General features: G+C 67.4%; 16 protein-coding genes and 1 pseudogene. 9 read left to right on the forward strand and 8 right to left on the reverse strand.

Annotated features, from left to right (window positions below; genetic code table 11):
- The first annotated feature begins 390 nt into the window (after positions 1 to 390).
- Genes NRY95_11130 through NRY95_11145 form a run of 4 tightly spaced genes read left to right on the forward strand, consistent with a single transcriptional unit; the run spans position 391 to position 4,113 of the window.
- Entirely contained in the window at positions 391 to 3,291 is a 2,901-nt protein-coding gene (locus tag NRY95_11130; protein ID UYC14315.1) for an alpha/beta fold hydrolase, read from the forward strand.
- Complete coding sequence (locus NRY95_11135; protein ID UYC14316.1) at positions 3,288 to 3,470, forward strand: hypothetical protein; 183 nt, start codon at positions 3,288 to 3,290, stop codon at positions 3,468 to 3,470. The genes NRY95_11130 and NRY95_11135 overlap by 4 nt, the downstream gene beginning before the upstream one ends.
- The gene (locus NRY95_11140) at positions 3,467 to 3,784 is read left to right on the forward strand and encodes a hypothetical protein (GenBank protein UYC14317.1); all 318 of its coding nucleotides are present in this window, start codon (positions 3,467 to 3,469) and stop codon (positions 3,782 to 3,784) included. The genes NRY95_11135 and NRY95_11140 overlap by 4 nt, the downstream gene beginning before the upstream one ends.
- A gap of 44 nt (positions 3,785 to 3,828) precedes the next feature.
- Positions 3,829 to 4,113, forward strand: coding sequence for an AMP-binding protein (locus tag NRY95_11145; protein UYC14318.1), 285 nt, complete (start codon positions 3,829 to 3,831; stop codon positions 4,111 to 4,113).
- 285 nt (positions 4,114 to 4,398) lie between these two features.
- On the opposite strand, the gene NRY95_11150 is transcribed toward NRY95_11145, so the two are convergent.
- Complete coding sequence (locus NRY95_11150; protein ID UYC14319.1) at positions 4,399 to 5,292, reverse strand: helix-turn-helix domain-containing protein; 894 nt, start codon at positions 5,290 to 5,292, stop codon at positions 4,399 to 4,401.
- Positions 5,293 to 5,901: 609 nt separating this feature from the next.
- Between NRY95_11150 and NRY95_11155 the strand changes: the two genes are divergently transcribed.
- On the forward strand, positions 5,902 to 6,408 hold the full coding sequence (locus NRY95_11155; GenBank protein UYC14320.1) for a VOC family protein: 507 nt from the start codon (positions 5,902 to 5,904) through the stop codon (positions 6,406 to 6,408).
- A gap of 30 nt (positions 6,409 to 6,438) precedes the next feature.
- Positions 6,439 to 7,761, forward strand: coding sequence for a PLP-dependent aminotransferase family protein (locus NRY95_11160; GenBank protein ID UYC14321.1), 1,323 nt, complete (start codon positions 6,439 to 6,441; stop codon positions 7,759 to 7,761).
- 128 nt (positions 7,762 to 7,889) lie between these two features.
- Here NRY95_11160 and NRY95_11165 read toward each other — a convergent pair whose 3' ends face one another.
- Positions 7,890 to 9,026, reverse strand: a complete 1,137-nt coding sequence (locus tag NRY95_11165; GenBank protein UYC14322.1) for an alpha-hydroxy-acid oxidizing protein — start codon at positions 9,024 to 9,026, stop codon at positions 7,890 to 7,892.
- A gap of 138 nt (positions 9,027 to 9,164) precedes the next feature.
- Between NRY95_11165 and NRY95_11170 the strand changes: the two genes are divergently transcribed.
- Positions 9,165 to 9,479, forward strand: coding sequence for a hypothetical protein (locus NRY95_11170; protein UYC14323.1), 315 nt, complete (start codon positions 9,165 to 9,167; stop codon positions 9,477 to 9,479).
- 398 nt (positions 9,480 to 9,877) lie between these two features.
- Here the strand turns inward: NRY95_11170 and NRY95_11175 are convergent.
- From NRY95_11175 to NRY95_11185, 3 genes and pseudogenes are all read right to left on the reverse strand, one after another.
- Positions 9,878 to 10,537, reverse strand: a pseudogene (locus tag NRY95_11175) (TraX family protein).
- 281 nt (positions 10,538 to 10,818) lie between these two features.
- Complete coding sequence (locus NRY95_11180; protein UYC14324.1) at positions 10,819 to 12,534, reverse strand: ABC transporter ATP-binding protein/permease; 1,716 nt, start codon at positions 12,532 to 12,534, stop codon at positions 10,819 to 10,821.
- Between the two features lie 147 nt (positions 12,535 to 12,681).
- The gene (locus NRY95_11185) at positions 12,682 to 13,740 is read right to left on the reverse strand and encodes a serine kinase (GenBank protein ID UYC14325.1); all 1,059 of its coding nucleotides are present in this window, start codon (positions 13,738 to 13,740) and stop codon (positions 12,682 to 12,684) included.
- A gap of 223 nt (positions 13,741 to 13,963) precedes the next feature.
- Between NRY95_11185 and NRY95_11190 the strand changes: the two genes are divergently transcribed.
- Both NRY95_11190 and NRY95_11195 read left to right on the forward strand, forming a co-directional pair.
- Positions 13,964 to 15,460 carry a B12-binding domain-containing radical SAM protein gene (locus NRY95_11190; GenBank protein UYC14326.1) on the forward strand — a complete coding sequence of 499 codons (1,497 nt, stop codon included), beginning with the start codon at positions 13,964 to 13,966 and terminating at the stop codon, positions 15,458 to 15,460.
- 8 nt (positions 15,461 to 15,468) lie between these two features.
- Complete coding sequence (locus NRY95_11195; protein ID UYC14327.1) at positions 15,469 to 16,740, forward strand: nucleotidyltransferase family protein; 1,272 nt, start codon at positions 15,469 to 15,471, stop codon at positions 16,738 to 16,740.
- Between the two features lie 103 nt (positions 16,741 to 16,843).
- Here NRY95_11195 and NRY95_11200 read toward each other — a convergent pair whose 3' ends face one another.
- Genes NRY95_11200 through NRY95_11210 form a run of 3 tightly spaced genes read right to left on the reverse strand, consistent with a single transcriptional unit; the run spans position 16,844 to position 20,035 of the window.
- Entirely contained in the window at positions 16,844 to 17,974 is a 1,131-nt protein-coding gene (locus NRY95_11200; GenBank protein UYC14328.1) for a pyridoxal phosphate-dependent aminotransferase, read from the reverse strand.
- A 10-nt stretch (positions 17,975 to 17,984) separates the two neighbouring features.
- Positions 17,985 to 18,776 (reverse strand): SDR family oxidoreductase, encoded by a 792-nt coding sequence (locus NRY95_11205; protein ID UYC14329.1) that lies wholly within the window; start codon positions 18,774 to 18,776, stop codon positions 17,985 to 17,987.
- Positions 18,773 to 20,035, reverse strand: coding sequence for an aminotransferase class V-fold PLP-dependent enzyme (locus tag NRY95_11210; GenBank protein UYC14330.1), 1,263 nt, complete (start codon positions 20,033 to 20,035; stop codon positions 18,773 to 18,775). Before NRY95_11210 ends, NRY95_11205 begins: the two co-directional genes overlap by 4 nt.
- Positions 20,036 to 20,037: the final 2 nt, after the last annotated feature.

Here is a 20,037-nt window from a genome sequence, read left to right on the forward strand (position 1 = left end):
CCTTCAGGCAAGTGGATGTCACGCTGAGTCAAGCGTGACGTTGCAGTAACGGAGAAAAAGACGCCTCACGGAGCGCCTTCGATGCGCCGCGCAGACTGCTGTGCGCGTGCGTGTTCGGCCGCATCCACTCGTCAATCCCGTTGCTGGCGTCCCGAGTCTTTCAATGGATCTACCTCTCAAGACGTTGCCGGCCTCGTTCGCACAACAGCGCCTGTGGTTTCTGGCAAGGCTCGACCCACGTGGCGGCACCGCCTATCACCTGGCGGGCGGACTGCGACTGCACGGCAGGCTGGACGAAGGCGCCTTGCGCACCGCGCTCGACCGGATCGTGCAGCGCCACGAAGTGCTGCGCACCTGTCTGGTCGCATCGCGTTCGTTCCGCCGGAGCCCGTGGCACGGGCGTTGCTGGCGTTGGCCCGATCCCATCGCTGTTCGCTGTTCAGCGTGCTGCTGGCGGCGTGGGCGCTGCTGCTGTCGCGGCTCAGCGGCGAGCGGGACCTGGTCATCGGCACCGCCGTCGCCGGCCGCACGCGCAGCGAGATCGAACCGTTGATCGGGCTGTTCGTCAACACCGTGGCGCTGCGCTTCCAGGTACCTACGCAGGGCATGCTGAGCGACTGGCTGCAGCAGGGCGGCCAGGCCACCGTGCTGCAGACCTATGGCCCCACCGAGAGCACCCAGTTCGTCACCGCGCTGGCGTTGCAGCATGCGCCGGCTCCAGGCCAGCGCGTGCCGATCGGCCGGCCGCTGGCCAATACCCGGCTCCATGCGCTCGACCGCCACGGCCAGCCGACGCCGATCGGCGTGGCCGGCGAACTGCATCTGGCCGGTGCGCAGCTGGCGCAGGGCTATCTGCACCGCCCCGCCGTGACCGCCGAACGCTTCGTGCCCGATCCGTTCGCCGACCAGCCCGGCCAGCGCATGTGCCGCACTGGCGATCTGGCGCGCTGGCGCGTCGATGGCGCATTGGACTACCTCGGTCGCAATGACGAGCAGATCAAGCTGCGCGGCGTGCGTATCGAGTTTGGCGAAATCGAAATCGCCTTGCGCGGCTGCGCTGGCGTGCATGAGGCGACCGTGCTGCTACGCCAGGACGCTGCCGGCGAGCCGCATCTGGTCGCCTCCCAGGTCACCGACCAGCCCCAGCACGCCGATCCACTGGCACTGCGCGACGCGCTGGCCGCAGGTCTGCCCGAGGTGATGCCGCCGACTGCCCATGTGCGAATCGATGCACTGCCGTTGAGCGCCAACGGCAAGCTCGATCGCCGCGCACTGCCGGCACCCGATGCCACAGCGATCGTGCGTGGCGGCTGTCTGCCGCCGGCCAATGAAATCGAGCGCAGTCTGGCCAGACTTTGGGCCAGCGTGCTGGGCCCGCAGCGCATCGGCCGCGACGATCACTTCTTCGAACTGGGCGCGCACTCGCTGTCGGCCATGCGATTGATGGCCGCCGCCCACCGCCGCGGTCTGCCGCTGACGCCGAGTCTGTTGTACGCGCATCCGACCCTGCGCACGCAGGCCGACTGCCTGCCTGGCGGCGCGCATCGCTGGGGCACGCGCGCCCTGGCCGTGCGCCGCCAGGGCACACGGCCACCGTTGTTCGTGGTGCCGACCGGCATTGCCGATATCGCTTATGCATTCGAACTGGCTGCCCATCTCGATACGGACATCCCGGTCTATGCCCTGCCCTGGCCCGATCCGTTACCGGCCACGTTGGAGGCGCTTGCCGTGCAGATGGCCAAGATGATCCAGGCGGTGCAACCGCATGGTCCCTACCACCTGCTCGGCTACTCCTCCGGCGGCTTGCTTGCCTATGCCATCGCCCAGCACTTCGGCATGCACGACCAGCCCGTCGCCTTCCTGGGCCTGCTCGATTGCGACTGCCCCGACCGCGCACCGGATCCGTTGCCATGGGAGGAGGCCGCCAAACGGCGTCTGCTCGAGCGCGTCGAGACCATGCTGGAACACGGCCCGTATCGCGATGAAGCCATCCATGCCGCCTTCCGCGATCTGCTCGCGAAAGCGGAGCAGGCATCGCTGCAGGAGCTGGCCAAGCACGCGTCCGAGGATATGATCCTGAACGCTCTTGCCGCCCAGGAACAGACCAGCCTGGCCGAGGTCATCGCCACAGGCCGCATGACCGCGACTTTCGAACGCATGTGGCCCACGTATTGGGTGCAGCCGCTTGCGCAGCATTGCCCGCTCACCGTGTTCTATGCCTCCGAGCCGTTGCCGGACGACGTGACGCTGGGTTGGACACGCTTATTGCCGGTGAGCCAGGTGCGACCGGTTGCCGTGCCCGGCAATCACGTTTCGCTGATCGAAGCCGAACATCTGCCACGCCTTGGCCAGCTCGTTGCGACGGCCATGGCCTCCCGCGGCCCCGAATCCTCCGGATACCGCGACGAACCGGCCTTCGCGCTGCAATCGGCGCATTCGCATGCTCCAGTCGTCGTCTGCGTCCCAGGCGCGGGCGATAGCGTGACCAGCTTCGTCGATCTGAGCAGCGCCCTCGGCGATGCCTGCAACGTCATCGGCATGCAACCACGCGGCACCGATGGCAGTCGCCCGCCGTTCGGCTCGGTCGAACTGGCCGCGCAGCACTATCTCGATGCCTTGCCCGCCGTCACCGCCGGTGCCTCGCAACTGCATCTGATTGGCCATTCCTTCGGCGGCTGGGTCGTGTACGAGATGGCGCTGCGTCTGCATGCCCTAGGCCGCCCGGCCGCCAGCCTGACCCTGATCGACACCCGCCCCCCGAACCGCGCCCGCGTCCCGCAGGACTCCAGCCGCGACACCATCGTGGACTACTTCCTCGATGCCTTGCAGCTGCGTCTGCACGTCCCCTTGGGCATCGATCGTCAGGCCCTGCACCGACTCGGCCAGGACGCGCTGATCCGGGCCCTGCATCGACTCATGGTCGAGCATGGTCTGATGCCACCACGCTCGCGGCCCGATGCGGTACGCGGCAGCCTGGCCACCTTTGCGCATTGCTGCCGTACCTCCTACATCCCCGTCAGGCCCTACCCAGGCACCTTGCATCTGGTCCTGGTCGCCGACACCCGGCTGCAGCCCGAGCAACAGGCCGCCGAGCGCCTGCAGCTGCGCCAGGCCTGGGCCGCCCATGCCGCCGACCTGCATCCGTGGCACGGGCCCGGCAACCACATGACCGTGCTCGCCAAACCGCACAGCCAGACCCTGGCGCAGTGGTGGACATCCAGCATGCTCGGCAACGCGCGTGCATCCGCTCCCTCTGCGCCGCTTCCGCCGGACACGACGGTGATTGCATGACCCCTTTCGACCTCGTCCCGCCTGTCATCGATGCCGTGCAGCCACTCAGTTCGGCCCAGCAGGACATCTGGCTCGGTCAGCTGTTCGCCCCGGACCGGCCCAGCTACACCATCGGCTGCGTGATGAGCTTCGACGGCACCTGCTCCGCGACGCCTGGGAACAGGCCGTCGCGGCGGTGATCGCCCGCCACGACGCCCTGCGCATCGTGGCCTGTGTAACCAGCTGCCTGGCCCGCTTGAACAACCACCAGGCGCCGCTCGCCCTGGGCATGACCGTGCACAATCGCCACAACGCCGCCGAACGCGCCATGTTCGGCATGCTGTCCACGCAATTGCCGCTCTACCTCGCCGTGTCGCCGCACGCGGAGATCGCCGCAGCCATGTGTGGCGTGGCCGCCGCGCTGCGACCGGCCATGCGTCATGCACGCCGGCCCTTGCAGCAGGCGCTGCGCCAACTGGGCGATACCGGACAACAGGCACCGCGGCCGGCCTGACCCAGGGCTACGTCGGGCGCCCCGGCGCGACCGCCGAACGGTTTGTGCCGGATCCGCATGCCACCGCACCTGGCGAGCGCATGTATCGTACGGGCGACCTGGCCCGCTGGCGGGAAGATGGCAGCCTGGATTTCCTCGGGCGCGCCGACGCACAACTGAAGCTGCGCGGCTTCCGCATCGAACCAGGCGAGAGCGAGGCCGTCCTCGGCACCCACCCGCAGGTGGCGCAGGCGGTCGTGCATGTCCAGCTCGACCTTGCCAATCAATCGCGCCTGCTGGCGTACATCGTCGCGATCACGACCAGCGACCGCGAGGACTACTCCACATGAGGTTCTTCGATGCGCATACGCGCACGGCCGCCGGAGAGCGCGGCACAGCTCACCGGCAATGCCTGCCGCGCAAGATTTCCCTCAACGCGGCCGCAGATGCACATGGCATGCCGCCACACCGAACGAGTGCAATGCCGGTCCGAACAATGCGCCCATGCGCAATGTGGCGGCCATGCAACGAGCGCCTCTGGCAAACGCATTGCGCGTCGGACGATCTTGCCGATATGACGCGCATGCTGGCCGGGGCGGCTCTATTCGCTATCGACCGCGACTGGCGCCAGCGGATCAATAATCGCCCCGACGATACCGCAGCGGCGACGCGCCCATTTGTTGCTTGAATAGGCGACTGAAATGCGGGCAGCTGCTGAAACCGAAAGAATAGGCGATGCCAGTGATGCTCAAATTGCTGGGGCCGCGCAGCTCCTGTGCACACTGTTCTATCCTTCGTCGCCACAGGTAGCCATTCAAACTCTCGCCGTTGCCGCCTTTGAATGCGCGGTAAACCGTGCGTTTGCTCCACCCGAGGGCGCGCGAGATGGTATCCGGTGACAACTCCGGGTCGCGCAGATTGCGCTCTACGAACTGCAACACCATCTCGCGCGAGGGGCGACTGGTTTCTACATGAGACTTTGCCACTGCGGCTTCCTTGAAAGCAAGCTCCAGCAATTTGATCATCGCTTGCGCAAAGAATTGCCCGCTCTCCGGATTGCATAGATCAGGTTCATTGAACAGGCGTTCCACGAAACTGAATGCCAGGCGCTGCATCGGCGCCGGCCCACAGCGCCGATGCGAGACCACTCCATCCACCATCCTGGTCGCATGCCGCTGCTTCTCGAACCAGATGAAATGCTGTTCGACACCGGCTTGATTGACGATACCCAAATCCCGCTGGATCGACAGCACCGCCATCTCGCCGGCCCGCAACTCCAAAGGCATGCCATCGTGCACCAATCTGCTCGTGCCCTTGCACTGCAGTGCGATAAGGGTGTGGGGTCGACGCTCGACGTTGCCGCCGCGGGTCAGCTTGAGCTCGTGCCCGCTGGCTGACACCTTGCAGACGTGTAAAGCGCCCAGGTGCAATTGGTTGACAGATCCCTGAAACGCCGACTGAGAGGCAATCAAGGAAAACCCGTGCCGCCCGGGCGTGTCGTCGAAGTCCGCACCGATCGAGCGTGCCATCCACTCAAGCCAGCGAGGCACACGCTCGCCAGGGTGAACTTGCGAGGTGGAAAAAGAATTCAATATATCCAACGATGACGCAGACTGCACATCCGGTGCGCAACGTGAAAGTTCCATCTGTGCTCGGCATGACTTATTCATCCCATCCGGCCCTCAGGAATCAGGTTGTGGGCACGGCATGCTAGGCACGCACTGCTTCCCTTTTGTTACAATATCAACAAACAAAATCGCGGCAACGGTTTTTTCATCAATAAAATTTATTGAAAATAATTATTTGCATTTGATTGATCGAAAATATCAGGGGTGCGAATCAGTCAATGAAAATTCCCCATGCAAATATTCACCAATGAAGATGCTCATAAATTCAATGTAAATTCAGATAAATTCTTGAACCGCGGTCTCGGATTCGACACGTGGCCGCGCGCATGTCACAGCGTTTTCTTATTCCAATATTATCTTGAATCTTTGTTATGAGCGCTGCATGCGCCTTAAATCCGCACCTGCGCCGATGCAGACGGACTCACCTTCGGGGTCAGCGCACACGCGCTTGCCGAGATGGGACTTTTGTCGGTAAAGCAGCGTCCTTCCAGATGGTATACGGAGCGTTCGATGACCAATGTTGCCCAACAACCCGATACTGCACCGCGATACAACAAAATCGACCACATCGCACTGGCTGTAGACGATCTCGAAGCAGCGATCGCGCTGTTCCGCGACCAACTCGGTTTCGAGTTGACAGGCCGACGCCACATCAGCGGCAGCACAACCGGCATGCTCTCTGCTGAGATGCAGCATGGCGACCTCATGTTCGTACTGTGCCAGGGCACAGAACCGCAATCGCAGGTGTCGCGCCTGATCGAGCACTACGGCGTGGGCGTCGCCCATATCGCCCTGGGTGTCGACGATGCCCATGCCGCCGCCAGGCAACTGCGCGGGCGCGGCCTGGCGTTCGACACCAATGTGATCGAAGGTCAGGGGCTGCGGCAAATCTTTTCCAGTCGCGACGAGGCAACCGGCCTGAGCTTCGAATTCATCGAACGCAATGGCGAAACAGGTTTCCAAGATGCGTCTGTCAACGAGTTGTTCGCGCAATTGGAGCGCAGTGGCGCCTATTGACCGAACATCTCGCACGTCAGGAGCCAGGCGATGCCAGGCACAAACGCCTCCACCCAAGCAGCCGGCGGCGATCGCCTGGAGGTGATGACCTTTCTCAACGAGGTTTCTTCACGGCATCCCAACGCCATTTCGTTCGTTTCAGGACGTCCGACCGACAGCTGCTTCGATCTACAAGCCTGGATGCGCGCCGTCCCGCGCTTTGCCACGCACCTGGCGCAGCGTCACCACATCGGCCAGACAGCTGCGCTCGATCTGATCGCGCAGTACGGAACCACCCAGGGCATCGTTGACGATCTGGTCGTGGCCCAGCTGGCCGTGGACGAAGGCGTACCGGCCAGCACCGATCGTATGCTGATCACGGCCGGCTGCCAGGAAGCGCTGCACTTGTGCGTCACCGAACTGTGCCGACAGCCGAACGATGTTGTCCTGGTACGCAATCCAGCGTATATCGGCATCACCGGAGTCGCCGACAGCCACGGCATTGCCGTCGCCGCGTTCAATCGCGGCAGCCGCGCCGACGCCGAGGCGCTGGCCGAGACGCTGGAGTCATTGGAAGCCGCCGGGAAGCGCGCGCGTCTTCTCTATCTGGTGCCGGATTTCGACAACCCGACTGGAACGGTGCTGCCATGCGATCAGCGCGAGGCGATCATGGCACTGTGCGCCGCGCACGGCATCCTCATCCTGGAAGACAATCCCTACGGGCTGTTTGCGTTCGAAGCGCAGCGCGTACCCACGATGCGCGCATTGGACAGCCACGGTTGCGTCATCTATCTGGGCACCTACTCCAAGACGCTGTGCCCGGGCCTGCGCGTGGGCTTCCTGTTGTTGCCACCGACGCTATTGGGCAGTGCGGCAGCGGCATGCGCCTTGCACAAGGCTCTGACACGGCGCAAAAGTTTCGGAACGCTCAACACCAGCCAGCTCACGCAGGCCATCGTCGGCGGAGTGCTGATCGAACACGGCGGCAGCCTAGCGGCATTGATCCAGGCCCCGCGCGCCCTGTACCGGCGCAATCGCGACCGCATGCTGGAATGCCTGACGCACGAACTGGGCGAGATGGCCCCGCAGATCCACTGGAACGTCCCGGCAGGCGGCTTCTTCCTGGTCGTCACGCTGCCGTTCGTGTTGGCCGCCGAAGAAGCCGCGTGTTGCGCACGCGATTACGGCGTGCTGGTGATGCCGCTGTGCTTCTTCGCGATCGATGGCAGTTGCCGTCAGCAAGTGCGCCTTGCCTACAGCAACGTGGCAACCGACAGGATTGCCGAAGGCATCGCGCGGTTCGCGCGATTCGTGCGCCATCGGCTGCATGCTGCCGATGGCATGCGCCAGTTGGGGCCCAACCTTCCGCAATAGACCCGTGCGCCCCGTCACTCCCCGGTTGCGGCGCATTCAAGCAGAGCAAGCACACACGCCGCGAGATTCCGGGATGGAGACGCGGTTGTTGAGCACCCTGCAAGCTGACAGCGCTCGGCCGTACGCGATCAATCCAGCACCAGCGAACGATCGATCTCTGCGATCCGGGTGCGTCCGCACAAGGCCATCGTCAATTCCAGTTCGCGCTGGATCAAGGTTAAAACCCGCGCCACGCCCTGCTCGCCCAGCGCGCCGAGCCCATACAGCCAAGCACGACCGATATAGGTACCGCACGCCCCCAGTGCCAGCGCCTTGAGCACATCCTGACCACAGCGGATACCGCTGTCCATGTGCACTTCGGCGCGGCCGGCAGCGAGCTCGGCGATTGCAGGCAGGGCCCGAAGGCTCGAAACGGCTCCATCGAGTTGGCGTCCTCCGTGATTGCTGACCACCAACGCGTCGGCTCCGGCCTCCAATGCCTGCCGCGCATCTTCCGCATCGAGCACGCCCTTCACCACCAGAGTCCCATGCCAGCGGCTTCTGATCCAAGCCAGGTCGTCCCAGCCCAGGCTGGCGTCGAACTGCTGAGCGGTCCACTCCGCAAGTGTCTGCAGATCGCATCGATCAGGCGCGTAGTCGAGCAGATTGCCGAAGCAACGGCGGCGCGTACGCAGCATTCCCAGTGCCCAGCGCGGATGGCTCAGGAAATCCAGCAGCACACCGGGCCGCAAGCGCGGTGGCACGCTAAGCCCATTGCGAAGATCGGCGTGGCGCTGGCCCAGGAACGGCACATCCATCGTCACCACCAACGCGCCGCAACCGGCATGGGCCGCACGCTCGATCAACGCCGCGACGATGCCTCGATCACGCAACGGATAGAGCTGGAACCAGCAAGGCTTGCGGACACTCGCGCAGACGTGTTCCAGCGAGCAGATGCTCATCGTCGACAAGACGAACGGCACGCCGAACGCTTCGGCCGCGCGCGCGCCGAGAATCTCGCCATCGGCGCGGATCAGGCCGGCCAGCCCGGTCGGCGCCAGCGCAACCGGCATCGCCACCGGGCGCCCGAGCATGAGTGTCGCCGTACTGCGCAGCGAAACATCGCAGCCGATGCGCTGGCGCAGCGCAAGCGCATCGAAATCGCGGCGATTGGCCTGCACAGTCGATTGCGACCAGCTACCGGTGGCCGCATAGTCATAGAACATGCGCGGCACCCGGCTACGCGCCAAGGCTTGAATGTCGTCCAGGCATGTCGGGGTCTGCATCGTACGATCCTAACGCGCAAAAATGACCACAATACGGCGCACATATCCGCACATCGCGGCAGGCCAACCGATTACGCCGCAGACAAACGCACGTCACGGTCGGTCAAGACGCCGGCCCGGCATCGCCTTAAACCGGACATGACCGACGCACTTGTGGCCTACCTGCGCGATGGCGGCTCGGCGATGTCGCTGGATCTGCACTCGCAGGCCAAGCACGAGCTTATCCACGACAGCTGGCTTTCCGGAGAGCACACCGGCACCTTCCGCGGCAACAACCATGCAATGCTCACCGCGACCGTGGCATTGCGCAAATTTTGGACAGACGATGCGCTCTCCACACAGATCAACATGCGTGGCAATATCCTGGCCCAGGCGTTATTGACCACGCCCGATGCATTGCTGCACGAGGGCCTGGAGCGCCTGTCGCATGCTGTGCTCTCGGCGCTCGGATAAGCCGGAGCGGCATTGCCGACATGCGCTCAACGACCCAAGCGCAATCGTCGCCTCAGCCCGGCGATCTGTCTCGGGCTGAAATCCTGAGCATGGTGCTGAAGCAATTCAAGGATCGTTGCGTGCGCCTCGGAGATACGGCGCTGCAGTTCTGCTGTCGCGGCTCGCTCGATGGCAAGCCACTCTGAACGGGTATTGCCGGTTGGGCCGGCCTGGCGCTTGGCAGTCAATGAGTCTGTCCGGTTGTGGAGCCTGCGAGGCTTGGCCGGTCTCATCGGCCGCGATCAATCTTACCGCCAGTCCGCTGGACACGCCGCCGCATGGTTCGGGCGTATCTTACACCGATGCATTTGCGAGCACCGGGATTTGCGCTCAGCCACTTCGAAGCAGCGAACGAATCCTCAGACGGCATGCGCGGCCAGCGTGCGCGCCGCTATCGCCAGCAGGGCCAGATGCCCCACGTAGTAGATGTAGAACGCCCAACGCGTTCGCGGAATGGGGAAGTGGCGGTTTGCCAGCAGTGCCACCAGCGGCAATGCCAGCAAGGCCGAGCCGTTGCCGTTCCACCAGCACAGCGGCGCGCACGCCACGACGAGCAAGGCGATGCGCGCATGGCGGCGTTGGAGCAGGGACCGCAAGCCGTGACGTGTGGAGGCCTGGCGCGACTCGTGCGGCACTGCGCGCAAACGGAACAGCCACCAGACCGCCAGCGCCAGGATCAATCCAGCCCGGTGGTAGTCCACCAGTGGCGGTGCCGCCAGCGCGCACATGCCGAACAAGGTCCATTGCCGTTGCTGGATGCTTCAGATCGCCGCCGCGACCAGGGCGAAGCTCAGCAGCACGTTGAACGGCACCCAGTAGCCGAACGCAAGTCCGAACGCCGGCTGCGCCAGGATTCCCCACAGCAGCAGCCTGCGCACGGACTTGAGCGGGTCGGCGCCGGGCTGGGCCAGGTGCTAGGCCAGCACCAGGGCGAACAGCGGGAAGGCGACGCGCCCGAGTTCGGACACGATCGGGAGATAGCCATGCGCCAGCACTTTGGCCAGGTGATCGCCGGTCATCCGTACCAAAGCGATCCATTTCAACAGCTCGCGGGCACTGCTGGTCGTCGTGTTGTTCAGAACGCCGCTCCTGGCCGCCTAGGTGTCGCCCCTGCCCCGGCCTCGCGTCATTGCCTGGGGCGGACCTTGCGCGGCGGATGACGGCGGCTCGGCGAGCGGCAGGCGTGCGTCGCGGCAAAGGCAATGGACAGTCGTCGGTTCCGCGCGTGGCGGCAACGTCGCCGGCGGCGCGTCGCCCTTCAGCGCGCTCGCTGTCGCAGACCGCGCGATGCGAACTCCGCTCAGTGCAGCTGCTCCGCCATCGGCATCGGCGCGGAAGTCGGGCGCGCGATGTGCAGGCAGCGGTCCGCCACGCTGGACAGGCTGGTCCGATGCGATACCACGACCAGCGCGGTGTGCGGCAGGCGCTGCCGCAGCGCCGACAGCACCTGCTGTTCCGAGCCGGCATCGAGGGCGCTGGTGGCTTCGTCGAGCAAGGCGATCCGCGGCTGTCTGAGGATCACCTGCGCCAGCAGCAGGCGTTGCAGCTCGCCGCCGGAAAGTCTGGCGGAGGCGCTGTTCAAGGTCGTGTCCAGGCCGTGCGCGGCAGCGTGCAGCCGTGCGGCCAGGCCGACGTCGCGCAGTGCCCGCCACATCGCGGCCTCGCTTGCGTCCGGTTCGGCCCAGGCCAGGCAGTCGCGCAGCGTGTGCTGCCAAGGCCGCACGCTCTGGGCGACATAGGCGCCGTGCCGGACCACGGCGCGGTACCCAGCGAAATCCAGCGCCCGCCCATCGCACTGCGCGGCGAAGACGCGCGGTTCGACCATGCCGGCGAGCACGTCCATCAGGCTGCTCTTGCCGGCACCGGAGGGTCCGCAGATCAGGGTCATGCTGCCGGGCGCCAGCGTCAGTTCGCCGATCGCGACCGCGGCCAGCGGCGCGGCCAGGCCGATGCCGTGAATGCGCAGCGGACCCGGCATGGACGCGCTCGCGCGCGGCGCTGCCGGCCGCGCCGTCGTTGCCCCCAGGCCGACATGGCGCTGCCAGAGCTCCAGCGCCGGTGCCGCCGACCGCAGTTGCTGGAAGCTCTGCCGGGTGGACACCAGATACGGCAGCAGCCGGCCCAGCAGCAGCCCCACGGTGATCAGCGCGCCGCGATCGATGCCGTGCCACAGCCCGGCCAGCAGCATGAGCGTGGCGATGGCGGCGACGGCGCTGAGTTCGAGCAGCAGCCGGCCGGAGGCGACCAGTGCCTGCTGCCGCCAATAGCCATGGCCGAGCCGGCTGGAGATCGCGTCGTAGCCGCGTTTCTCCAGCTCTTCGCGTTCGAACGAACGCACATGGCGCAGGCGCCGCGGGAAATCCTCGCTGAGCCAGAACAGGCGGGTCATGTCGGCCACGTACTCGCGGCTGACCCGTGCCTGTTCGTGGCCGGAGATGCGGAACGCCAGCACCGCCAGTCCCAGCAGCGGCGGCAGCGCCAGGACCAGCGCCGGCGACACCAGGAAGGCGATGCCCAGGCTCACGCCCGCGGTGATGGCCGCGACCAACAGCTGCAGCAAGGCGCTGAAGCCCTGGACGATGATCTCGATGTTGTAGGTGAGCACGTTGGCGATTTCCGCCGAGCTGGCGTCGGCGAGCGCCGCCAGCGGCGCGTCGATCAGGCGCGCGTGCACGTGGCGGCGCAGGCCCAGCGCATGGCGGCTGGCCAAGCCGGCGGCCAGCCGCGCGGTCGCCCAGCGCAGCCATGCGAAGCCGGCGCTGGCGACGGCGAAGATCGCGGCCTGGGCGAGGACGCCGGTGGGCAATGCGAGCACGCGACCGCCGAGGCTCACCCCATGTCCGGGCTGTACCAACGGTACCAATGCCACCGTGGCGATGGCGCCGGCCAGCGCGGCGATCAGCGACAGCGCGACGTAGAGACAGATGCGCACCCGTTCGCTGCGATCCAGTGTGGCGACGAAGGCGCGCAGCAGATGCCGTGCCGTGTCGGGCGCGGCGTGGTCGCGCGCCGTCATCGTGGGCGACCCGGGAATGGCGCCTGCGCGGCGCACTGCGGCTTGCGTCTGCCGTCGCCTGCGCGCGCGCCCGCCAGAAGGACGCAGATGCCCTCGCCTGCGCGCGATGCCTCGCTCATGGCCGACGTGTACTCTGCGCCGCCGCGCTCATCGCAGCAACTGCCGCACGGCATCGACCGAAGCGTCCGGATGCGCACCGCGCTGCAGTTCGTGGACGCCCAGCCGCTGCAGCTGGCGCGCGAACAGCGACCAGCCTGGCTGCGCGGCGGCGTAAGGCTGGTCGGCACAGAGGCGTTCGAGCACCTCGCGCTCGGCGATGGGCTGCAACAGCTGCTGCGGATCCGCAGCGACCGTGGCGGAGACGAAAACCGCGCCGACAAGCTGCAGCGGCGTGGGCGCAAGGCAGCCGCGACCGTCGCGGATATCGACCTCGTACTTGGCTACGCCACTGCGGCGGCGGATGGTCGGCGCAGCGACGATCCAGGCGCGTGTCCGCTCGTCGACCAGCCGCAGCAGATCCGCCCGCAGGTGCAGGAAGTTGCCGATGCCGGTGGCGAGCATGCGCTGCGGTTCGACGAAGATCGCATCCTCGGCAAGGAAATCCAGGCCGCGCAGCAGGCTGTGCAGGGCCAGCGTGGACTTGCCCGAACCGCTGGCGCCCAGCAACAACACGCCGCGCCCGTCTTCGCCGACACAGGCGCCGTGCAGCGGAACCAGCTGCATCGTGCGCGCCGCCAGCACGAACACCGCGAACTCGATCAGTTCGTAGCGCACATGGTAGGGATGGGCGAGCATGTCCTCCGAGACCACGATCAGCGCCCTGCCCTGGTCCGGCATCAGCACCATGTAGTTGTCGGCGTCGATGGCCCCGCACAGCACGCCGGCGCCGGAATGGGTCCGCACCGGCGGCGGCTCCAGCGCGAAGACATACGGCGCGTCCTGGCGCGCGACCAGGTTCAGTTCGATGCGGAAGTCGGCGGCGTCGGGCAACTGCTGCGGCGGCACGCCACCGAACGCCGCTTCGACCAGCTGCAGCAAGGCCTCGCTGTTGCTCTGGAAATGGAAACGGCCGCCCAGCAGCTGCTTGCTGAGCGCGTGCTCGCGCCGCAGCCGGTCGTGGAAGGGATCGCTGGCGATGCCTGTTCGGGGTGCGGCCGTGCCGGCCGCAGGTTGCCAACGTTGCGTGCGCACGGTCGAACGCTGCATCGGGATGGATCCGTCTGGTCGATGCTGCGTGAGTGTGCGCAGCGGCGGGAAAGGTTGCCCGGTGCGCGTGCGATGCGCGCAGGCGCGCGACCGGCGACGCGCATCCGCAGCGCGCACAACCAAACGCCGCGCCGGCGGCACTTACGGCACGGCCACCTGCGCGCGGCCACTGCTGCATGCGCCGCGGCCTCCGTCGTCGGCGCCGAACGAGACCCTTTCGCCGATGCCCAAGATCCAGGTCAGCCATTCCTACTTCCTGCGCTACGACCCCAAGCAATGGGAGCGCGGCAAGCCGTATCCGCCGCTGGCGACGCTGCAGGTGGCCACGCTGCTGCGCCGGCACGGGCACGAGGTGGCGCTGTTCGACGCCATGCTGGCCGACGGCGTGGAGGACTACCCGGCCTCGGTCCGCGCGGCGCAGCCGGACCTGGTGGTGTTCTACGAGGACAACTTCAATTTCCTGACCAAGATGTGCCTGAGCCGGATGCGCGAGGCCGCGTGCCGGATGATCGCCGAGGCGCGCGCCTGCGGCAGCCGGGTGATCGTGGCCGGCTCCGATGCATCCGATCATCCCGAGGTGTTTCTCGCCGCCGGCGCGCACGCGGTGCTGATCGGTGAAGGCATCGCGCCGCTGCTGGAACTGGTCGAGCGACTGCAGCGAACGCCCGACATCGATGCCACGGCCTGGGTGGCGGACGTGGCCGATGTCGCCACCGCCGCACTGCCGCAGCTCAAGCGCGCGCAGATCGGCGCGCGGCCGCCGGATCCGCGCCTGTCCGGCCTGGCCGCCTGGGACCTGGTCGATATCGGACGCTACCGGCGCCTGTGGCTGCAACGGCACGGCTACTTCAGCCTGAACATGGCCGCCTCGCGTGGTTGCCCGTTCCGCTGCAACTGGTGCGCCAAGCCGATCTGGGGCAACCACTACAAGCGCCGCAGCGCGCCGGAAGTCGCCGCGGAAATGATCCACCTCAAGCGCACCTTCGCCCCCGACCATATCTGGATGGCCGACGACATCTTCGGCTTCCACATCGAATGGGTGGAAGACTTCGCCGCGGTGCTGGCCGCGGCCGATGGCTCGATTCCGTTCACCATCCAGACCCGCGCCGATCTCGGCAGCGAACGCATGGCCGCCGCGCTGGCCCGCGCCGGCTGCGCGGAAGCGTGGATCGGCGCGGAAAGCGGCAGCCAGCGCATCCTGGACAAGATGACCAAGGGCACCGCGGTGGAGGACGTGATCGCCGCGCGCCAGCGCCTGGGCGCGCAAGGCATCCGCGTCGGTTTCTTCCTGCAGCTCGGCTACCTGGACGAGCAGCTCGACGACATCCTCGCCACCCGGGCGCTGGTGGCGACGGCGCGTCCGGACGACATCGGCGTCAGCGTGTCGTATCCGCTGCCGGGCACCAAGTTCTACCAGCAAGTGAAGAACCAGCTCGGCCGCAAGACCCATTGGCAGGACAGCGACGACCTGGCGATGATGTTCCGTGGCGCCTACGACTCGGAGTTCTACCGGCGCGTGCGCGATCTGCTGCATCGACAGGTGGACCTGCAGCGCAGCGAGGCCACGCGGCCGCCGCAGGACCATGCGCAGGATTGGGCGGCACTGGATGCGCAATGGGAGGCGCTGATCGCCAGCGAAGGCCGGCACCGGACCGACGCCGCGCTGCCTGCCGTCGCCAGCGCCTCCGGCGGCCGCATCCCGCTGGTGCAGCGTCAATGACCGCGCACATGACGCCACAAGCGCATGCGGCCTCCTCCGTCGATCCTGTTGCCGACCGCGCGGCACAGCCCTCGCTGAAGCGCGTCGGCGGCGGTTTGCGGCTGGCGACCGAAACCCTGGCGCGCGAACTGGCGCGGCCGGGCAACCCGATGCCGCAGTGGAACCGGCTGCAATGGCAGCTGGCCGCGGCGGCGACCGCCGCGCACGGCATCGCGCCGTTGCTGAGCCGCTTGTCGGTCTGGCCCGATCGCGACTGGAGCGCGTTCCTGGCCGAGCAACGCGAACACGTCGCGCACCGCTATCGGCGCATTGCTGCGCTGCTCGAGCGGATCGACGCACTGGCGCAGGCGGCCGGCGTGGCCATCGTGCCGCTGAAGGGCGCGGCGCTGCACGCCAAAGGCCTGTACCTGGCCGGCGACCGGCCGATGGCCGACATCGACCTGCTGGTGCATGCCGAGGATGCCGCGCAGGTGGGTGCGTTGCTGCAGGAACTCGGCTACGTGGCCGAGTTCGCGCAGTGGAAGCACCAGACCTTCCGCCCGGCGCAGGCACACTCCGTCGCCAGCCTGGGCGAGCATCGCGACACGCCGATCAACATCGAGCTGCACCTGCGCATCCAGGAGCGGTTGCCGCTGGCCACGGTCGATATCAGCGAGCGGATCTTCCCGCGCGACAGCCGCCCGGGGCTGAACCCCTACCCGTCCAATGGCGCGCTGATGAGCCATCTGCTGCTGCACGCGGCCGGCGGCATCTGCAGCCGCAGCCTGCGCTTGATGCACCTGCACGATCTCTCGCTGCTGGCCACGCGGATGAGCGGCAAGGACTGGCGGGTGCTGTGCGACGCCGCCGATGGCGCGCCGTGGTGGGCGTTGCCGCCGTTGCAACTGATGCTGCGCTACTACCCTACTGCCATTCCGAAGGCGGTGCTGGCGCAGTTGCGCGCGCAGTGCCCGCCGCTGCTACGGCTGGTCTCGCGGCGGCTGGACCTGACCCGCGCCTCGTGCTCGCAGCTGTGGCTGCCGGCGTTGCCCGGGATCGAATGGGCGCGCTCGCTCGACGAGGTCGTGCGCTATCTGCGGCAGCGGCTGCAGCCTTCGCAGGAAAGCCGGCAGGAACGCGCCGACATGATCCGCACCCAGCTGTGGCTGCAGGGCCAATCCTGGGTCGCCCTGCCGCAGCGGCGGCGCGTGCTGTTGCGCCTGCTGCGGCCGGTGCCGCGCATGGATGCGCTGTATGCGGTGCGCAGCGCGCTGCAGGGATATGCGACGGCTGGGACATGAGCGGCGCCGGCGATCCCGCCAGAAGGCCAAGACGCTGGCGGCGTTCGCTTCTCGAGAACGGACGAACGCCGGGCTCGGCCCAGCGTCGGCACCCCGGCCCGCCTCATTCGGCAGCGACCACCGCCAACAGATCCGCCAACCGCGCCAGCCCCAGTTCGAGTTCCGGCAGCGACACGCCGCCGGCGCCGAGACGAAGATGCTGCGGGCAGGCGTAGGCATCGCCGGACATCACGAAGGTGTTGTACGGCGGCGCCAGCAGCCGCCGGCAGAACGCGTCGGCGCCGATCGGAAGATGCAGTCGGGCGAGCCCGAGCAAGCCCGCCCGCGGCGCGCTCCAGCTCAGCGCCGGGTGCGCGGCGACGAAACGGTCGAGCAAGGCGATGCGTTCGCGGCCGACCGCACGCGCGTGGGCGACCGCCGGCGCGAAGTGCTCCGGGCGCAATGCGACCTCGGCGACCCGCTCGCCCAGCACGTTCATGATCTCGCTGGTGTTCTCGCGCAACACCATTGCCGCCTGCAGCACGGTGCGGTCGCGCGTCACCATCCAGCCGGTGCGCAGGCCCTGCAGCCCGAGCAGCTTGGACACGCTGCCGGTGCTGATGCCACGCTCGTACAACGTGGCCATGCGCGGGGTTTCCTGCGCCCCCCACTCCAGCCCACGGTAGACCTCGTCGGAGACAATGTAGGCGCCGACCCGGTCGGCAGCGGCGATGATGCGCTCCAGCGTTGCCGCGTCTTCCACGCGTCCGGTCGGATTGTTCGGGTTGCACAGGAAGATCAGCCTGGTCTTGGGCGTGACCAGCGCCTCGAGCTGGGCGACGTCCAGGGTCCAGGCGGACGCTTCCGACCGCGTCACCCGCCTGGCGACCGCGCCGATCTGGTCGGCGAGCACCAACGGCTGCTGCCAGCCGGGCGCATCGATGACGAACTCGTCGCCGGGGCGGAGCAGTTGCGTCAAGGCCAGGTAATTGGCTTCCTGCGCGCCGGCGGTGATCAGCACATGCTCGGCGCTGCAGGTGCCACGGTAGCCGTACTGGTCGAGCACGCGCTCGCGTAGCGACGGGAGGCCCTGGTAGTCCTCGCCGGACCAATCCAGCGACAGCGCGGGGTCCAGGTCGGACAGAAACACCTGCAAAGGCGGCGATGGCGACAGCGAATAGGTCAGACAGGCCTCCGGCTTGGCGCGGTGGGCGGTCAGCCATTGCTCCCAGAAACTGTTGGACGCAACGGGCATGTGCGACTCCTTATTCCATGACGCCCGGGCACACGCCCAGGCCGAGCGATGCGTCGATGACGGCGCCGCGCAGGATGCGGGCCTCGTCGCGGCACAGATACAGGCACAGCTCGGCGATCTCGCGCGGATGGATCAGGCGGCCGCCGGGCAGCGAGGCTTCGAGCGCCTGGCGCTGGTCGGCCGAGAGCGCGTTCAAGGTGCTGGCCTGGAACATCGGCGTGTCGGTCGCGCCGGGGCAGACGGTGAAGACATCGATCCCGCTGCACGCGCAGGTCGCGGCCAGTTGCCGGCCGAGGAAGGCCACCGCCGCCTTGCTCATGCCGTCGGCGGCGCGGAAGCGCGGGAAGTGGGTGATGCCGCCGTCCACCGAGCTCATGAACAGCACCTTGCCCTGCCCGCGCGCCTGCATGCCGGGCAGCAGATCCTCGGTCAGCCACAGCGGCCCCAGGGTGTTGACGCGGAAGAAGGCCTCGTCCTGCTCCTTGTAGGTGGCCGCCGCGCGTTCGACGGTCTTGGTGCCGACCCCGGCATTGTGGATGACGATGTCCACCGGCGCGGTCAAGGCCTGCATGAAGCGCGCATGGCTGTCGCGATCGCCTACGTCGAGTGCGCATGCCGCCACGCGCTCGGCACCGAACCGCTGCACCAGGGCGGATGCCCTGCGCGTGCTGTCGTCGCCCGGGCGATGGGTGAAGGTCACGCGGCAGTCGGCTTGCACGAACACGTCGATCAGTTCGATGCCGATGCCGCCGGCGCCGCCGGTGATCAGCGCGTGCTTGTTGCGCAACGACGCAATGCTCATGGCGCCGCTCCCGCCAGGGCGGACGACTGCGGCATGCCGCGCTGTGCCGATGGCGACAGGCACTGCGCCAGGGCCGGGCCCAGCGCGGCGTAGTCGTCCGGCGTGTTGTAGATCTGCGCCGACAAGCGCACGACCCGTCCTGCCGGCGCCGGCCATGCGCACACCGCCACATCGATGCCGTGCCTGGCGTACAGATGCTCCTGCAGTGCGCTCGCGCCCAGCGGACTGGTTGTCGCGGCGCTCGGCGGCAGGGCGAACGCGACCATGCTGCCGACCATGGCGTCCGGCGCCACCCGCGTCCACGGCAGATCGGCGCCAAGGCGTGCCGCGGCCGCTGTGGCCAGCGCGTGGTTGCGCGCATGCAGCGCCGGCAGAGCGCCCGGCAACAGCCCGGCCAGGAATGCGATCGCCGCGGGAATGCACAGCAGCGCGCTCGGATCGGCGGTGCCGAGCCAGTCGAACTCCAGGTGCAGGCGCGGGCGCGGCGTCGTGGTGTCGCCGTAGCCACGGCTGATCACTGCAGGATGCAGCCCCTGCTGGCGGTCGCGACGCACGTGCAGGAAGCCCGCGCCGCGCGGGCTGCACAGCCACTTGTGGCAGTCGCCGGCGTAATACGCGGCGCCGATGACGGTCACGTCCAGGGGCAACATGCCCGGTGCATGCGCGCCGTCCACCAGGGTGTCCACGCCCAGCGCGGCCAGGCGCTGCACCAAGGCCGCGATCGGGAACACGATGGCGGTGGGACTGGTGACGTGGTCCAGCACCGCCAGCCGCGTGCGTGCGGTGACGCGCGCGAGCACCGCGTCGAGCACCGACTCCGGGCCGGTGAGCGGCGTCGGCACGGGTGCGGCGACGATCACCGCGCCGGTTCGCTCGGCGACGAAGTCGAGCAGGTTGGCGCAGGCGAGATAGGCATGGTCGGTGGTCAGGATCTCGTCGCCGGGCACGAACCGCAGCGAACGCAGCACTGCGTTCAAGGCCGTGGTGACATTGGGCAGCAGCGCCAGGTCCTCGGCGTCGGCGCCGATCGTCGCGCCCAGGGCGTGCCGGGCCTCGTCGAGCAACGCCGGTAGCTCGCGCAACACGAAGGCGGCAGGCTGGCGCTCCATGCGTTCGCGCCATTCGCTCTGCCGTTGCAGGACCGGGACGGGACACGCACCGAGCATGCCGTGATTGATACAGCGCACGTCGGGATCCAGCGCGAAATGATGCCGGAAACGTGCCGGACCAGGGTCCGGATCCCAGCGGTGATGCTGCATGG

This window comes from Xanthomonas campestris pv. phormiicola (assembly GCA_025666215.1).
In the GTDB taxonomy this organism is placed as follows: Bacteria; Pseudomonadota; Gammaproteobacteria; order Xanthomonadales; family Xanthomonadaceae; genus Xanthomonas_A; species Xanthomonas_A campestris_A.